A 16666-nucleotide genomic window follows, 5' to 3' on the forward strand; every position below is an offset into this window, starting at 1 on the left:
AACCCCGCGATGACGACGACCTCCGCGCCCACCACCGCCATCACCCACATCGCCCAGCTCGTCACCAACGACCCCTCCCTCGGCGAAGGCCCCCTCGGCCTGATCCAGGACGCGGCGGTCGTCATCGACGGCGACCGCATCGCCTGGGTCGGTCCCTCCAGCAAAGCACCCGCCACCGACAACGCCGTCGACGCCGGCGGCCGGGCGGCCATTCCCGGCTTCGTCGACTCCCACTCCCACCTGGTCTTCGCCGGTGACCGTACCGCGGAGTTCAACGCCCGGATGTCCGGCCGCGCTTACTCCGCCGGCGGCATCCGCACCACCGTCGCCGCCACCCGCGCCGCCACCGACGAGGCCCTGCACGCGAACATCGCCCGCTACCTCGCCGAGGCACTCCGCCAGGGCACCACCACCCAGGAGACCAAGTCCGGCTACGGGCTCACCGTCGAGGACGAGGCCCGCGCGCTGCGCATCGCCGCCGAGCACACCGACGAGGTCACCTTCCTCGGCGCGCACATCGTCTCGCCCGACTACGCCGACGACCCGGCCGGCTACGTCGACCTCGTCACCGGCCCGATGCTGGACGCCTGCGCCCCGCACGCCCGCTGGGTCGACGTCTTCTGCGAGAAGGGCGCCTTCGACGGCGACCAGGCCCGCGCCGTCCTCACCGCGGGGCAGGCCAGGGGCCTGGTGCCGCGGGTGCACGCCAACCAGCTCGGCCACGGCCCCGGCGTCCAGCTCGCCGTCGAACTCGGCGCGGCCTCCGCCGACCACTGCACCCACCTCACCCCGGCCGACGTCGACGCCCTCGCGCAGTCCGACACCGTCGCCACCCTGCTCCCGGGCGCCGAGTTCTCCACCCGCGCCCAGTGGCCCGACGCCCGCCCGCTGCTGGACGCCGGCGCCACCGTCGCGCTGTCCACGGACTGCAACCCCGGCTCGTCCTTCACGAGTTCGATGCCGTTCTGCATCGCGCTGGCCGTCCGCGACATGGGCATGACCCCCGACGAGGCCGTGTGGGCGGCGACCGCGGGCGGCGCCCGCGCCCTGCGCCGCACCGACGTCGGCCGCATCACCCCCGGCGCCCGCGCCGACCTCGCCCTCCTGGACGCCCCCTCCCACGTCCACCTCGCCTACCGGCCGGGCGTCCCGCTCGTATCGGCCGTATGGCACAAGGGAGTTCTCGTCTGACAGCGGCTACCGGGCGGCCTGGCCGCCCCGCCCCACACAGCAAAGGAGGGCCCGTCCCGGGTGATCCCGGGGCAGGCCCTCCTCCGCGCGGGCGAACTGCCGGCCGTGGTGGGCCGGCAGGTACCGCGGGGTGCTCACTCCTCGATCATCAGGCCCTTGCGGAGCCGGACGAGGGTGCGGGAGAGCAGACGAGAGACGTGCATCTGGGAGATGCCCAGCTCCTCGCCGATCTCGGACTGCGTCAGGTTGGCGACGAACCGCAGCGAGAGGATCTTGCGGTCGCGCGGCGGGAGTTCGGCGATCAGCGGCTTGAGGGACTCCACGTACTCGATGCCCTCGAGACCGTGGTCCTCGTAGCCGATGCGGTCCGCCAGCGCGCCCTCGTTGTCGTCCTCCTCGGGCTGGGCGTCCAGCGAGCTCGCGGTGTACGCGTTGCTCGCGGCCATGCCCTCGACGACCTCGTCACGGCTGATGTCGAGCCGCGCGGCGAGTTCCTGCACCGTGGGGGCGCGGTCCAGCTTCTGCGCGAGTTCGTCACCCGCCTTGGCGAGGTCCAGCCGCAGCTCCTGCAGACGCCGCGGTACCCGCACCGACCAGCTGGTGTCACGGAAGAAACGCTTGATCTCGCCGACGATGGTCGGCATCGCGAACGTCGGGAACTCCACACCACGGCTGAGTTCGAAGCGGTCGATCGCCTTGATCAGGCCGATCGTGCCGACCTGGACGATGTCCTCCATGGGCTCGCTGCGCGAGCGGAACCGGGAGGCCGCGAACTTCACCAGCGCGAGGTTGAGCTCGACCAGGGTGTTGCGGACGTACGCGAATTCGTGGGTGCCTTCGTCAAGCGTTTCGAGCCGCTCGAAGAGGGTCTTGGACAGAGCCCTCGCGTCCACCGGGCCCACCTCGTCGAACGGCGGGATCTCGGGCAGATCGTCGATCTCAGTCAGACCCGCCAGATCTGATTCGGCGGGCGAGGACTGGGCAGGGATCTGTCCGGTCGGGTCGGACGGGGGTGTCGACGATGCGGGCTGCAGCGTGTCGTCAGTGCGCAATTCGTCGAGCCGGGGTGACATGGTCTCCTCCATCGTTCTCGGCATATGGCTGCCGATGCCTCTACGCGAAGCTGCGGTGTGCGGCGCCTCCAAAGCCGGCCGTTTCGGATGTGTGCTTCTACGCCTACCTGGGTTTGGCTGAAGATGGCAAGTGCGTGGTGTCCGTATATTGAGCAATATGCGGATTGTTCCGCTACCGAGAGGCATCGGGAAGGCGTAGGGTTCGACGAGCGCAGTCGTAAGCAAACAGTCGTCTAGACAGCAAGAGGGGTGCGCGCGCATGGACCGCGGGACGGTCGGCAGTGCAAGCCGGGGCCGGCTTCACGTCGAGATCCGCCATCACGGCGCCAGCGCGGTGGTGACGGTCTCCGGTGAGCTGGATCACCACACGGCTGATCTGTTGCGTGAATCACTGGAGGGGTGTGTGGACGACGGTTACGCACGCCTGGTGGTGGACTGCTCACCCCTTGAGTTCATGGACTCCACCGGACTCAATGTGCTGCTCGGCGCGCGCCTGAAGGCGGAGGCCGAGGGGGGCGGGGTCCACCTGGCGGGGATGCAGCCGGTGGTGGCCCGGGTCTTCGAGATCACGGGCGCGGAGGCGGTCTTCACCGTGCATGACTCGCTCGACGCCGCACTGACCGAGTGACGTGCCGGCGGTGTCCGGAAGGTTGCATTCCGGGCACGTAGTGCGCGTCACAGCGTCTGTGCCCAAGAAGTGGGTGTTCTCACCGTCCGGTCGGGCAGGAGACATCTGAATCCGTTGAATCAGTCAGTATCTGTTTTCCGTGAACAGGCGAATCGGTGAGGTGAAGCGCTGATGAGCACCACCCGGCCGTACCCGCCGGGCGATCTCGGCCCGGAGCCGGGCGGCGCCGGTGCTTCCGCCGCCCCGGCTGCCGCCGTCCCTGCGGGCCAGATCCGCCGGCTGCGCCTGGCGGGCACCCGCGGGGCCGTGGCCCGGGGCCGTGACTTCGCCCGGCAGGCCCTGCACGACTGGGGCTGGCTGCCGGCGGCCGGCGCGGACCGGCGTGCCGCGGCGGAGGACGTGCTGCTCGTCGTCTCGGAGCTGGTCACCAACGCCTGTCTGCACGCCGAGGGGCCGGAGGAGCTGCGGCTGCGCTGTACCGCCAAAGTGCTGCGCCTGGAGGTCAGCGACCTCGGCGCGGGCTCACCGGCGCCGCGCAGCCCGCACCGTCCGGGCCGCCCCGGCGGTCACGGCATGTTCATCGTGCAGCGTCTGTGCCTGGACTGGGGTGTGGTGCGCAACCCCGACGGCACGGGCAAGACCGTGTGGGCGGAGCTCGCCGCGCCGTTCTGACGGGCGGGCGGCTCCGTAGCGGAAGAAGAAAGAGTGGCGCGGGCCTGTGGGCCCGCGATTCGTCGTGTGCGGAATCCGCCGTACGGCGCCTTCGGGGCGCCCGGTGTGAGGCCGGAATTCCCCGCTGTCCCGGGCCCGGTGCGATCGGGGCTGCGCTGTGCCTTCCCTCGGCACGGTCCCCGGCGTACCTTGAGCGGCCAATCTGATGTGCCGTCAGGTACCGCCGGCGGTGCGCTCCCGGGAGAAGGGGAACCGAGGTGGCCCGCTTCTACGAACAGCACGGCAGCCGCCCGCGCCGGACGGCCGGCCTCGCCGCGGCCGTGGCGATGGCGGCGGGGTCCGCGGTGATGCTCACCGCGCCGGCCGCCCACGCCGAGGTCGTCGACGTCAACTACCAGTGCAAAACGCCGATCGGCAACAAGGGCGCGGTCTCGCCCATCGACATCAGGAGCACCCCGAGCGGCGGCGCGTACAAGCTCGTCATGTCCTTCCAGAAGGGCGTCTCCTCCAGCCCGGTCGAGCTGGGCAAGGGCGCGATGAAGCCGACCGCGCTGATCCAGCTGGGCGGTGCGGAGAGCGGTACCGTGCCGGTCTCCGGGCCGCCGAACGACCAGTCCATTCCGGCCAACACCCCGATCAAGATCAGTGACTTGAGCGGCACGTACACGCCCAAGGGCAGCGGCAAGGTCACCTTCACCGCGTCCACCCTCACCATCAAGGCGCTGGGCACCACCACCACCTGCACGCCCAGCAACCATCCGAAGCCCTCGCTGACCCTCGACGCCAAGGGCTCCGGCGGCACGGGCGGGGCCTCGGGCGGCACGGGCGGTGCGGCCACCGGCGGGGCCTCCGGCGGCGGACAGCTGCCGCAGACCGGACCCGCGGACTCCGCCGTCGCGCTGGGCACCCTCGGCGGCACGGTGCTGCTGGCCGGGGCGGCCGGCGCGCTCTGGCTGACCCGCCGTCACCAGCGGGGGTGACCCGCCGCGCGGGGGCCAGGACCCGCGCGCCGCCCCGTCGTTCGCCGTACCGCCGTTCGCCCCGCCGCCCCGGCCGGCCCGGGGAGGCACCCCCTCGCACCAGGAGCCGCCGATGCCGTTCCGTCCCCGCACAGCGGTCAGCGGTGCGATCCTCGCGACCGCCGCCGTGCTGCTGTGCCCCGCCGCGGCCGTGGCCCGGCCGGCCGCCGCACCGGCGCCACCGGGCTGGTCCGCCGCGCCCGCGCCCGGTGCGGGCAGCAGGCCGAGTGACCGGGACCGCCCGTACTTCTACCTGGCGGGCGCGCCGGGCACCGTGATGAACGACCGGCTGTCGCTGCGCAATCCCACCGGCCGGGCCGTGACCGTACGGCTGCGCGGCACCGGCGCCCGGATCGCGTTCGCCGACGGGGAGGTGCGGGTCCCGCCGCGCACCCGGGCGGCCGTTCCCTTCACGGTGACGGTGCCGCGCGACGCGTCCCCCGGTGACCACCCCGCCGCGCTGATCGCCACCTCGCGCGGCACGGCGGGCGGCGCGGCCGGGCGGCACACCGTGCCGGTGCATCTGCGGGTGACCGGGCCGGCGCTGGCCGCGCTGACCGTCGAGAACGTGTCGGTGCGCGACCGGGACGGGGCCGCGGTCATCCGGTACACGCTGGTCAACCGCGGCAACACGGTGCTGACCCCGCGGCTCGCGGTGCGCGCCGACGGGCTCTTCGGCCCGGTGCTGCGGCGAGCCGTCCGCACCCTGCCGGGCCGGCTGGCCCCCGGGCAGAGCACCGATCTGACGGAGACCTGGGCCGGGCCGCCCGCACTGGACGCGGTGGAGGTACGGCTCACGGCGACGGCGGACGGCGGGGCCCACGGGTCCGCCACCGCCTCGTACACCGCGCTCCCCTGGGGCGCCGTCGCCGGACCGGCCGTCCTCCTGGCGGCGGGAGCGGGCGGCCTGGTGGTCGTCGGCCGCCGACGCCGTGCCCAGGGGCCGGAGGGCGAACGGGGCGCACCCGTGGCGCCCGCGGCCGGCGGTGGGCGGCCTCCCGAGGGGGAAACGGCGGGCCCGGCGGCGGAGTTGGCCGGCAGCGGAGCGGGAGCACGCTCGTGAACGGCGGGACGGGCCGGTCGGCGGTCCCCGGCGGGGCGGGGGCCGGTGCGCTCCTGGAGGTGCGCGGTGCGCGGCGGGCGGTACGACGGAGGCGTTGGCGGGCCGTGGCCGCGCTCGTGCTGTGCCTGGGCCTCGCGCCCGCGCTGCCGCCGGCCGCGGCCGCGCAGGCCGCTCCGTACGCCACGGACTCGGCTCCACACGCCACGACCGCCGCCGACGGCGAACCCGGCGTGCGGCTGTCCGCCAAGGAGGCGGGCAAGGGCGGCACCGTCACCGTGACCGGCCGCGGCTGGCGGCCCAGGGCGCTGCTCACGCTGCTGATCTGCGGACAGAACATGATCGGCGGCACCAACTCCTGTGCCAACGGCGACGGGCGGGCCGTCACCACCGACCGTCACGGCGCGTTCCGCCGGGCGCTTCCGGTCGCCGAGCCGCCCAAGCCCTGCCCCTGTGTGGTGCATGTGGCCACCGTGACCGGTGCGGCGGCCGACGCGGAGGCGCCGTTCAAGGTGGCGGGCCACCCGGTGGCGCCGCTGCCCGAGGAGCACGGCGGCGGCCGGCTGGCGGTCCTCGCGCAGCCCCGGCTGACGGGCAGCAGCGGCCTGCTGACCTGGTTCGGCGCCCCGCCGCAGCGCGAGTTGCGGGTCACGGTCGGCAATCTCGGCTCGGCGCCCGCCAAGGACCCGGTCTTCCGGCTCGGCACCTCCCACGGGGTCTTCGCGCCCGTATGGGAGGAGCAGCAGTGGCGGGGAACCGTCCCCGCCGGGAAGAAGGCCGAGGTCAGGCTGCCGGTCGAACTGCCGGCCGGCGCCCACGGGGACTATCTCGTCTCCCTCAAGTACGGCGGCAGGGTCCTGGTCGAGCAGCCCTGGGGGGTCGGCAGGCCCTGGGGCGTGACGCTCTTCTGGGCGCTGCTCTGCGTGGTGGTCCCGACGGCGGTGTTCCGCGTCGGGATGGCCCTCGTGGACCGGGTCCGCCCGCACCGGCCGGGCCGGGGCCGCGGGCGCTCCGCGGGCCGGACGCCCCCGGGCACCCACGCCGCCGGCCGGCCGCCCCGCGCGGCCGGCACCGGAAAACGCATCGGAAACCGGACCTCGGGTGAGCGCGCCACGGACGGGCCCGGTACGCCGGGCGACTCCGCCGCGCTGCCGTGGTTCACCCCGGACACCGCACCGTCCACCACCACATCAACCGAACGACCGACGTCGAAAGGTTCTGCGTGATGAGGCAACGGAGGAGAGTCGCGGTGGCCTCGACGGCCGCGCTGATGCTCGCGGGTGCGGGCATCATGACCACGGCAGGGACCGCCCAGGCGGCGGAGGTGTCGTACAAGACGGAGTGCCTGCCGCCGCCGATATCCGGGCTGCCGCCGATCCAGGGCACCACCAAGGTGGCGGTCAGCGCGCCGGGGACGGCGAAGGTCGGCGAGGAGGTCGAGGTGGTCTGGAAGACCCTCGAGGGGGCCTCCAAGAACCCCGACATCCTCGACCTGGGGGAGAACACCGTCCAGCCGACCGGCACGATCAAGGTGGCCGGTGCGCAGACCGGCGATCTGGCGATGAAGGGGCCGCGGGAGAACCCGCCGATCCCCAAGGGCGGCGCGATGAAGCTGTCCGACATGAAGGCCAAGCTCAAGCTGGAGAAGCCGGGTGAGGTCACCCTGACGCCCGGTTTCTACAACATCAATGTCAACCAGCCGATCTCGACGGACACCAAGTGCTCGCCCAAGGAGACGGTGCAGCCCGCGGTCACCATCAAGGTCACCGACGGCGGGGGCGGTACCGGCGGCACGACCGGCGGCACGACCGGGACGACCGGCGGCGGCACGGCGGGGACGACGGGTGGCACCACCGGCGGCGGCAGCTCCGCCGGAACGGCCTCCGGCGGCGGCACCGACGGCGGCACGACCTCCGGCTCGTCCGGCTCCGCGGCGTCCGGCGGCTCCACGTCCGGCGGTTCCGGTGGCGACCCCGACGGCACCGCGTACCAGGGCAAGCAGGTCGACGTCCCGTACGCCTGCAAGACGCCGATCGGGGACAAGAAGGCGACCTCGCCGGTCCAGGTCAACGCGGTGAAGAAGGGCGGCAGTTACGACCTGACGGTGAAGTTCGCCAAGTCCGTCATGGACAGCCCGGCGGACATCCCCAAGGGCGCGGTCAAGCCCTCGATGGCCGTCAGGGTCGGCGGCGCTGACAAGGGGTCGGTGAAGGTCGAGGGGCCGGCGAACGCCGGGCCCATCAAGTCGGGCCAGCCGATCGAGATCCCGGACCTGAAGGGCACCTACAAGCCGGGTGCCACCGGCAAGGCCACGCTCACCCCGGGCGTGCTCACCGTCAACGCCCTCGGGACGACCACCACCTGCACCCCGGAGAAGGACCCGGGTGTCTCGCTCGCCCTGGACACCTCGGCGCAGCAGGGCGGTACGTCCGGCGGCGCGGCGGGCGGTGCCTCCGGCGCGGCGGCCTCCGGCGGTAGCGCGGCGGGCCCGGCCAGTGTCTCGGGCGGCAGCGGCGGCGGCCTCGCCGAGACCGGTGCGAACGACCACGGCGCGCTGACCGCGCTCGGCCTCGTCGCCGGCACCGTCATCCTGCTGGGCGGCGCGGTGTTCACCTTCCTGCCGCGGCGCCGGGCGGGGGTCCGCTGACGCGGCACGTCCACGGCACACACGAAGGGGGCGTCGCACCGCCGGTGCGACGCCCCCTTCCGTCAGCCGGGGCAGGACGGCGTCAGTTGACGCTGCCCATCATCTCCTTGACCCGCTTGCGGGACGTCCAGATGCCGATGCCGGCGGCGACCGCGATGGCGGCCTCGACGGCGACCGAGAACGAGGTGTTCAGGTCGACGTTCAGCTGCGGCGACGTCAGCAGACCCGCCACCGAGTCGCCCGCGGTGACCGCGAGGAACCAGACACCCATCATCTGGGAGCCGTACTTGGCGGGCGCCATCTTCGTGGTCACCGACAGGCCGACCGGGGAGAGGCACAGCTCACCGACGGTCTGGACGAAGTAGACCGCCACCAGCCACATCGGGCTGACCCTGCCGCCGTTGGCCGCGGTGTCGATCAGCGGGATGAGGAAGACGGCGAACGAGATGCCGACCAGCGCGAGGCTGGAGGCGAACTTGACGGCGGTGCTCGGCTCCTTGCCGCGCTTGTTCAGCCACAGCCACGCCGAGGCGACCAGCGGGGCGAACGCCATGATGAAGACCGGGTTCAGCGACTGGTACCAGGACGTCGGGAAGCGGAAGCCCAGCAGGGTGTTCGTCGTGGAGTTCTCGCCGAAGATCGACAGCGTCGACCCGTTCTGGTCGTAGATCATCCAGAAGATGGCGGCGACCACGAAGAACCAGATGTAGCCGGAGAGCTTGGACTGCTCCAGATCCGTGAGTTCCTTGTCGCGCTTCATCCGGGCCAGCACCGCGACCGGGATGACCAGACCGGCGATGGTGATCGGCATCAGCGCCCAGTCGGCGAAGTTCCCGGTCGCCGCGAGCGCGGTGTAGAAGACGGTCGCGACGATCAGCCAGAGCAGGCCCTTGCGCAGCGTGGACTTCTTCTCCTCGGGCGTCGCGGGCTGCGCGACAACGTTGCTCTCCGCGCTCAGGGTGCGGGTGCCGAGCAGGAACTGGATGAGGCCGAGGGCCATACCGACGGCGGCGAGGGTGAAGCCCAGGTGCCAGTTGACGCTCTCGCCGACGGTGCCGATGGACAGCGGGGCGAGGAAGGCACCGAGGTTGATGCCGATGTAGAAGAGCGTGAAGCCGCCGTCACGGCGCGGGTCTTCGGGGCCGTCGTAGAGGTGGCCGACCATCGTGGAGATGTTGGCCTTCAGCAGACCGGAGCCGAGCGCGACCAGCACGAGACCGGCGAAGAAGCTCGCCGAGGTGGGCAGCGCGAGCGTGATGTGGCCGGCGATCACGACACCGGAGCCGACCACGACCGTCTTGCGCGGTCCCCAGAAGCGGTCGGCGATCCAGCCGCCCGGCAGGGTGAGCAGATAGACCATCGCCATGTACACGGAGTAGATCGCCGTGGCCGTGGTGGCCTGCATATGCATGCCGCCCGGCGCGATCAGGTACAGCGGGAGGAGGGCTTTCATGCCGTAGAAGCTGAAGCGCTCCCACATCTCGGTCATGAAGAGAGTGGCCAGGCCGCGGGGGTGGCCGAAGAAGGTCTTGCCGCCGTCCGCAGGGTTCCCCTGCTGGGCAGCGTCCTTCGTCAGGCTGGACGCCATGGATGCTTCCTTGCTGCTACGGGACGCGTTCGCAGACCGATACGCGCCCGGGTGGGGGGAGGACCGGCACCGGCGTAGTCCCGCCCGCCTCCACGTCCGGGAGGTGCGGCACCCGCGAGGGCCCGACTGGACGGTCGTACCCCGGATTCCACGCCCCGAAGTGCAAGCGCGCCGGACCCGGTCGGCAGGTCGATCACGGTCCATCAGGGCCGTTGGTCACGGCACCGGACACAACGAGGGCCCGATGACGCCAGTTGAGAGTCAAGGGCCCTGGATTGTGCGACAGACGTTCAACCACCATACGACCGCTTCCCCCGACCGAGGGAGGGGTGAGACAACGGTCACACCGCCGCCGGGAACCATCGGCGCCCGTCGTTCGATCGCGCGCTCTCGCGCGCGCCGGAGCCTTCCGCAGCTCAGCGCGGCTGCGGTGCAGGAACGGTCCGCCGTCGGCCATCCGCGCTGGTCCGCCCCCTCGGCACCGTTACGTCGGACTACCATCGGGCCATGACCCGTGTACTGCTCGCCGAGGATGACGCGTCCATCTCGGAGCCGCTCGCCCGCGCACTGCGCCGCGAGGGTTACGAAGTCGAGGTGCGCGAGGACGGCCCGACCGCGCTCGACGCCGGTCTCCAGGGGAACATCGACCTCGTCGTCCTCGACCTGGGGCTGCCCGGGATGGACGGCCTGGAGGTCGCCCGCCGGCTGCGCAACGAGGGACACTCCTTCCCCATCCTGGTGCTGACCGCCCGCGCGGACGAGGTGGACACCGTGGTGGGCCTGGACGCCGGCGCCGACGACTACGTCACCAAGCCCTTCCGCCTCGCCGAACTCCTCGCCCGGGTACGGGCCCTGCTGCGCCGCGGCTCCACCGCCGAGCCCCAGCAGCCGCCGGCCACCCACGGGGTGCGGATCGACGTCGAGTCGCACCGCGCCTGGATGGGCGAGGAGGAACTCCAGCTCACGGCCAAGGAGTTCGACCTGCTGCGGGTCCTGGTGCGGGACGCCGGCCGGGTCGTCACCCGCGACCAGCTGATGCGCGAGGTCTGGGACACCACCTGGTGGTCCTCCACCAAGACCCTCGACATGCACATCTCCTGGCTGCGCAAGAAGCTCGGGGACGACGCCGCCAACCCCCGCTACATCGCCACCGTCCGCGGTGTCGGCTTCCGATTCGAAAAAAGCTGAGAAGAGCCACGAGCCCGTGCGCCGCCGTCTGATCAACTCCACGCTCGCCGTGGTGCTCGTCGTGATCGCCGTCTTCGGCGTCTCCCTCGTCATCGTCGAGACCCGCACCATCGAGGCCGGCGCGCAGGAGAGCGTGGCCTCCGAGGCCGTCCGGCTCGTCGGGATAGTGGAGAGCCGGCTGGGTAGCGGCGAGAAGATCACCCCGGACGTCCTCTCCGAACAGATCACCGCCAAGCGGTACGCGCGGATCACGGTGCCCGGCAAGGCACCGATCGAGATCGGGAAACGGCCCTCGGGCGAGGTCATCGAGTCCCGGGTGGACGGCGACCGCGGTGAGTCCGTCACGGTCCAGGACTCCCGCTCCATGGTCAGCGCGGAGATCGGCCGGACGCTGCTGGTCATCCTGGCCGTGGCGCTGCTGGCGATCATCGCCGCGGTGATTCTCGCCGTCCGTCAGGGCCGCCGGCTGACCGCGCCGCTCACCGACCTCGCCGAGACCGCCGAGCGGCTCGGCTCCGGCGACCCCCGCCCGCGCCACCGCCGCTACGGCGTCCAGGAGCTGGACCGGGTCGCCGACGTGCTGGACGCCAGCGCCGAGCGGATCGCCCGGATGCTGACCGCCGAGCGCCGGCTGGCCGCGGACGCCTCCCACCAGCTGCGGACGCCGCTGACCGCGCTGTCCATGCGGCTGGAGGAGATCACCCTCACCGACGACCCGGACACCGTGAAGGAAGAGGCGACCATCGCGCTGGCGCAGGTGGAGCGGCTGACGGACGTCGTCCAGCGGCTGCTGACCAACTCACGGGACCCGCGCAGCGGCTCCGCGGTCGCCTTCGACCTGGACGAGGTCGTCAAGCAGCAGATCGAGGAGTGGCGGCCGGCCTACCGCAGCGCGGGACGGGCCATCGTGCGCTCCGGCAAGAAGAGCCTGCGGGCCGTCGGCACCCCCGGCGCGGTCGCCCAGGTGCTGGCCACCCTGATCGAGAACTCCCTGATGCACGGCGACGGGACGGTCGCGCTGCGCACCCGGGTCACCGGCAACCAGGCGGTCGTCGAGGTCACCGACGCCGGGCCCGGAGTGCCGGTGGACCTCGGCTCACGGGTCTTCGAGCGGACCGTCTCCGGCCGCAACTCCACCGGTCTGGGGCTGGCCGTCGCCCGGGACCTGGCCGAGGCGGACGGCGGACGGCTGGAGCTGCTCCAGCAGCACCCCCCGGTCTTCGCGCTGTTCCTGGCCCGCGAGGCGGAGCCCGCCGAGGAGTGAGCGGCGCCCCGGGCTACTTCCGGGAGGTGCTGCGCGGCCGGCGGGAGCCGTCCGCGAGGAAGGACTCGGCGGTCTCTATCGCCTCCCGCGCGGGCAGCGTGCGGAAGACCCAGGTGCGGTAGGACCAGAAGCGGAAGAGCGTGGCGAGGCCGATGCCGAGGAACTTGAAGACGTTGTTCTGCAGCGGGGTGTCCCAGTGGAAGCCGTACGTCGCGACGTAGAGCAGACCGTTCTCGATCACCAGGCCGACCGCGCTGAACAGCAGGAAGAGCGTCAGTTCCTTGGTGCGGCCCCGCTTGTCGCGGTCGCGGTAGGTGAAGTAGCGGTAGCCGAGGTAGTTGGTGCCGGTCGCCACGACCGTCGCGATGATGCTGGCCCGGACCACGGGCACCTCGGTCAGCTGCCGTACGAGGTTGAACACCGCGAAGTTGACCACGACCCCCGCGCCGCCGACCGCGCCGAACTTGACCACTTCACGAATGAGCGACTCCAGCCGCGACCGCAGTGCGCTCCGTTCACTCATGGTGGTCGTTCAGCTCCCCGTCGTGGGCGGTGTCCGCGATTCCGTCAACCCCGGTCCGCTCCCTCATGCTAACCACGCGCCGATGCGGGCGCCTGCCACATGACGAGTCGCCGTGCAACCCCCGGCGGGCCGTCCGGGTCAGCCGACGGTGACACGGAAGTTGAGGCTCCGGGCGCCCGCCTCGTCGGCCGCGCCGGGGCCGCAGCGCCGGCAGCGCAGCAGCCGTAAGTCCGTACGGCCCGCGCGGACGGCCTCGAAGGCCAGGTAGCGGGCGGGCCCGTCCGGCGGCGGCCCGCCGGTGGCCACCCGCCCGCGGGCCGCCCTGAGGACGTCCGGGTCGGGGCGCGGTTCGGCGACGATCCAGCGGTAGCCGCCGTCCGGGTCGCCGGCGACCCGCACGCTGAAGCGGTCACCGGGGGAGACCGCGATCTCGGTGTCGTCCGCGTCGTAGACCTCCGGCGCGGACAACTGGCTGAAAACGGAGTGCAGGGCGATCAGCAGCGCGGTGATCGCGACGGCGATCACCAGCGTCCTGGTGCCCCTCGGTATGCCACTGTGCGCCATCCGGCCTCCCCTTGTGCCGGGCCCGCTCCGGGCTCCGGTCCCGCACCCCGGCGCGGCGTGCCGGGGGCCGTTGCCGATCTTCCCTCGGTGATCTTCGAACGTGCGAACTCAGAGGATCATCCAAGCCGGTATCGAGGCCGCGGAGCCGGGCGGATACCCTGGGGACGTGACGTTCCCGGTAGTCGGCATGGTCGGCGGCGGTCAGCTCGCCCGTATGACCCACGAGGCGGGTATCCCCCTCGGCATCAAATTCAAGCTCCTCAGCGACACTCCGCAGGAATCGGCGGCTCAGGTGGTCGGTGATGTCGTCCTTGGCGACTACCGCGACCTGGACACGCTGCGCTCCTTCGCGCGTGGCTGCGATGTGATCACCTTCGATCACGAGCACGTTCCCACCGAGCACCTGCGGGCGCTGGAGGCCGACGGCATCCCCGTCCGGCCCGGTCCCGACGCGCTCGTGCACGCCCAGGACAAGGGGGTGATGCGGGCGAAGCTGGACGCGATCGGCGTGCCCTGCCCACGGCACCGCATCGTCTCCGACCCGGCGGACGTGGAACGCTTCGCGGCCGAGGGCGGTGACGGATCGAGCGGCTTCCCGGTGGTCCTCAAGACCGTCCGCGGCGGCTATGACGGCAAGGGCGTCTGGGTCGTACGATCCTCCAAGGAGGCCGCCGAGCCGTTCCGCGCCGGGGTGCCCGTCCTGGCGGAGGAAAAGGTCGATTTCGCCCGCGAGCTGGCGGCCAACATCGTCCGCTCCCCGCACGGCCAGGCCGTCGCCTACCCGGTCGTGGAGTCCATCCAGGTCGACGGCGTCTGCGACACCGTGATCGCCCCCGCGCCCGGACTCGACCCCGAGCTGGCCGGCCAGGCCCAGGAGCTGGCGCTGCGCATCGCCCAGGAGCTGGGGGTCGTCGGCCACCTGGCCGTCGAGCTCTTCGAGACCGCCGACGGCCGCATCCTCGTCAACGAGCTCGCGATGCGCCCGCACAATTCCGGCCACTGGACCCAGGACGGCGCGATCACCTCGCAGTTCGCCAACCACGTCCGTGCCGTGCTCGACCTCCCGCTCGGCGACCCGCGCCCCCGCGCCCGCTGGACGGTGATGGCCAACGTCCTCGGCGGCGACTACTCCGACATGTACTACGCGTACCTGCACTGCATGGCGCGTGATCCGCAGCTGAAGATCCACATGTACGGCAAGGACGTGAAGCCCGGCCGTAAGGTCGGACACGTCAACACCTACGGCGACGACCTGGCCGACGTGCGCGAGCGCGCCGCTCACGCCGCCGGCTACCTGCGAGGAACGATCACCGAATGACGTCCAGCCCGGCGCCCGAAACCCGCCCCTCCGAGCCGGCCCCCGTGGTCGGCATCGTCATGGGCTCCGACTCCGACTGGCCCGTCATGGAGGCCGCCGCCCAGGCCCTCGCCGAGTTCGAGATCCCCCACGAGGTCGATGTCGTCTCCGCGCACCGCATGCCGCGCGAGATGATCGCGTACGGCGAGGCCGCGGCCGACCGCGGCCTGAAGGCGATCATCGCGGGCGCCGGGGGCGCCGCCCACCTCCCCGGCATGCTCGCCTCGGTCACCCCGCTGCCCGTCATCGGCGTCCCGGTCCCGCTCAAGTACCTCGACGGCATGGACTCCCTGCTGTCCATCGTGCAGATGCCGGCCGGGGTGCCGGTCGCCACCGTCTCGGTCGGCGGGGCGCGCAACGCCGGGCTGCTGGCCGCCCGCATCCTCGCCACCCAGGACGCCGAACTCATGGACCGGATGCGGGAGTTCCAGCAGGAGCTGAACGACCAGGCCACCGAGAAGGGCAAGCGGCTGCGCAGCAAGGTCGCCACCCCGAACGGCTTCGGCTTCGGCGGCGCCAAGTGAGTTCCCGCCGGCGGGCGGCAGCGGACCTGCTCGCCCGCTGGCCCGTCGTCGACGGCCACAACGACCTGCCCTGGGCGCTGCGCGAGCAGGTCCGCTACGACCTCGACCGGCGCGACATCGCCGTCGACCAGTCCGCGCACCTGCACACCGACCTGCCGCGGCTGCGGGCCGGCGGCGTCGGCGCGCAGTTCTGGTCGGTGTACGTCCGCACCGACTACACGGGCGACCAGGCCGTCAGCGCCACCCTCGAACAGATCGACGTGGTCCGGCAGCTGGTCGCCCGCTACCCCGACGACCTGCGACTGGCCCTCACCGCCGACGACATGGAGGCGGCCCGCGCCGAAGGCCGGATCGCCTCCCTCATGGGCGCCGAGGGCGGCCACTCCATCAACAACTCACTGGCCACCCTGCGCGCGCTGTACCGACTCGGCGTGCGCTACATGACGCTCACCCACAACGACACCATCGACTGGGCGGACTCCGCGACCGACGAGCCGCGCCACCACGGCCTGACCGCTTTCGGCGAGGAGGTCGTCCGGGAGATGAACCGCTGCGGGATGCTGGTCGACCTCTCGCACGTCTCCGCCGACACCATGCGCGACGCGCTGCGCGTCAGCACCGCGCCGGTGATCTTCTCGCACTCCTCCGCCCGCGCCGTCTGCGACCACCCGCGCAACATCCCCGACGACGTGCTGGAGCGGCTGCCCGCCAACGGCGGTGTCGCGATGGCCACCTTCGTGCCGAAGTTCGTGCTGCCGGCCGCGGTCGCGTGGACACAGCGCGCCGACGAGAACATGCGCGCGCACGGGCTGCACCACCTCGACACGACCGAGGCGGGCATGACCGTCCAGCGTGCCTTCGAGGCGGCCAACCCGCGCCCGAAGGCCACCGCGGCCACGGTCGCCGACCACCTCGACCACATGCGTGAGGTCGCCGGCGTCGACCACATCGGCCTCGGCGGCGACTTCGACGGTACGGCGTTCACGCCGGATGACCTCTCCGATGTCGCCGGCTACCCGAATCTGATCGCCGAGCTGATGGACCGGCGGTGGTCGGAGTCCGACCTCGCGAAGCTGACGTGGCGCAATGCGGTGCGGGTCTTGCGAGCGGCCGAGGGCGTAGCCCTCGGCTGACCTCCCACGTTTCGGCTGCGCTTTGCTTTCGGCCCACGTTTTCGGCTTTCCCGCCGTGATGGTTGCTCGCCGTTTGTTGCCCGCTACGCGGTGCCCCCGCCGTTGCGCCTGCGGCGGGCGGGTCCGCTGCGCGGGGCTGTCGGGGTGCGGTGACGGGCCTCCGCGGGTGGGGTGTGCCGGACGTGGTGCGGGTGGGGGGGGGGCCAACGCAGAGGCGCCCAGGGGCGGGGAGGGG

16 protein-coding genes are annotated in these 16666 nt (G+C 72.3%); 12 read left to right on the plus strand and 4 right to left on the minus strand.

Annotation, left to right across the window (positions count from 1 at the left end; translation table 11 throughout):
- The first annotated feature begins 9 nt into the window (after positions 1–9).
- Positions 10–1191, plus strand: a complete 1182-nt coding sequence (hutI, locus tag ACWC9R_RS23415; RefSeq protein WP_450734199.1) for an imidazolonepropionase — start codon at positions 10–12, stop codon at positions 1189–1191.
- 134 nt (positions 1192–1325) lie between these two features.
- On the opposite strand, the gene ACWC9R_RS23420 is transcribed toward hutI, so the two are convergent.
- Entirely contained in the window at positions 1326–2264 is a 939-nt protein-coding gene (locus ACWC9R_RS23420; protein ID WP_450734219.1) for an RNA polymerase sigma factor SigF, read from the minus strand.
- A gap of 259 nt (positions 2265–2523) precedes the next feature.
- Here ACWC9R_RS23420 and ACWC9R_RS23425 point away from each other — a divergent pair, with 259 nt between their 5' ends.
- From ACWC9R_RS23425 to ACWC9R_RS23450, 6 genes are all read left to right on the plus strand, one after another.
- Entirely contained in the window at positions 2524–2892 is a 369-nt protein-coding gene (locus tag ACWC9R_RS23425; RefSeq protein ID WP_450734201.1) for an STAS domain-containing protein, read from the plus strand.
- A 171-nt stretch (positions 2893–3063) separates the two neighbouring features.
- Positions 3064–3564, plus strand: coding sequence for an ATP-binding protein (locus ACWC9R_RS23430; protein WP_450734203.1), 501 nt, complete (start codon positions 3064–3066; stop codon positions 3562–3564).
- Between the two features lie 257 nt (positions 3565–3821).
- Entirely contained in the window at positions 3822–4544 is a 723-nt protein-coding gene (locus ACWC9R_RS23435) for an LPXTG cell wall anchor domain-containing protein (RefSeq protein WP_450734205.1), read from the plus strand.
- Between the two features lie 112 nt (positions 4545–4656).
- Positions 4657–5646, plus strand: coding sequence for a COG1470 family protein (locus ACWC9R_RS23440; RefSeq protein WP_450734207.1), 990 nt, complete (start codon positions 4657–4659; stop codon positions 5644–5646).
- A gap of 104 nt (positions 5647–5750) precedes the next feature.
- The gene (locus ACWC9R_RS23445; RefSeq protein WP_450734221.1) at positions 5751–6869 is read left to right on the plus strand and encodes a hypothetical protein; all 1119 of its coding nucleotides are present in this window, start codon (positions 5751–5753) and stop codon (positions 6867–6869) included.
- A gap of 44 nt (positions 6870–6913) precedes the next feature.
- A complete protein-coding gene (locus ACWC9R_RS23450; protein ID WP_450734222.1) occupies positions 6914–8290 on the plus strand; it encodes a hypothetical protein in 1377 nt (458 codons plus the stop codon).
- An 82-nt stretch (positions 8291–8372) separates the two neighbouring features.
- On the opposite strand, the gene ACWC9R_RS23455 is transcribed toward ACWC9R_RS23450, so the two are convergent.
- Positions 8373–9878 (minus strand): peptide MFS transporter, encoded by a 1506-nt coding sequence (locus tag ACWC9R_RS23455; protein WP_450734208.1) that lies wholly within the window; start codon positions 9876–9878, stop codon positions 8373–8375.
- 507 nt (positions 9879–10385) lie between these two features.
- Here ACWC9R_RS23455 and ACWC9R_RS23460 point away from each other — a divergent pair.
- Both ACWC9R_RS23460 and ACWC9R_RS23465 read left to right on the plus strand, forming a co-directional pair.
- Positions 10386–11066, plus strand: coding sequence for a response regulator transcription factor (locus ACWC9R_RS23460; RefSeq protein ID WP_033266590.1), 681 nt, complete (start codon positions 10386–10388; stop codon positions 11064–11066).
- Between the two features lie 16 nt (positions 11067–11082).
- Positions 11083–12330 (plus strand): ATP-binding protein, encoded by a 1248-nt coding sequence (locus tag ACWC9R_RS23465; RefSeq protein ID WP_450734209.1) that lies wholly within the window; start codon positions 11083–11085, stop codon positions 12328–12330.
- 13 nt (positions 12331–12343) lie between these two features.
- On the opposite strand, the gene ACWC9R_RS23470 is transcribed toward ACWC9R_RS23465, so the two are convergent.
- Both ACWC9R_RS23470 and ACWC9R_RS23475 read right to left on the minus strand, forming a co-directional pair.
- Positions 12344–12853, minus strand: a complete 510-nt coding sequence (locus tag ACWC9R_RS23470; protein WP_450734211.1) for a GtrA family protein — start codon at positions 12851–12853, stop codon at positions 12344–12346.
- Between the two features lie 138 nt (positions 12854–12991).
- A complete protein-coding gene (locus ACWC9R_RS23475; RefSeq protein WP_450734212.1) occupies positions 12992–13417 on the minus strand; it encodes a protease inhibitor I42 family protein in 426 nt (141 codons plus the stop codon).
- 187 nt (positions 13418–13604) lie between these two features.
- On the opposite strand from ACWC9R_RS23475, the gene ACWC9R_RS23480 reads away from it, so the two are divergent.
- Genes ACWC9R_RS23480 through ACWC9R_RS23490 form a run of 3 tightly spaced genes read left to right on the plus strand, consistent with a single transcriptional unit; the run spans position 13605 to position 16431 of the window.
- Entirely contained in the window at positions 13605–14735 is a 1131-nt protein-coding gene (locus ACWC9R_RS23480) for a 5-(carboxyamino)imidazole ribonucleotide synthase (RefSeq protein ID WP_450734224.1), read from the plus strand.
- Positions 14732–15298, plus strand: a complete 567-nt coding sequence (gene purE, locus ACWC9R_RS23485; RefSeq protein WP_362613936.1) for a 5-(carboxyamino)imidazole ribonucleotide mutase — start codon at positions 14732–14734, stop codon at positions 15296–15298. The genes ACWC9R_RS23480 and purE overlap by 4 nt, the downstream gene beginning before the upstream one ends.
- Positions 15295–16431 carry a dipeptidase gene (locus tag ACWC9R_RS23490; RefSeq protein ID WP_450734213.1) on the plus strand — a complete coding sequence of 379 codons (1137 nt, stop codon included), beginning with the start codon at positions 15295–15297 and terminating at the stop codon, positions 16429–16431. Before purE ends, ACWC9R_RS23490 begins: the two co-directional genes overlap by 4 nt.
- Positions 16432–16666 lie beyond the last annotated feature (235 nt).

Source organism: Streptomyces sp. NPDC001219 (assembly GCF_053597915.1).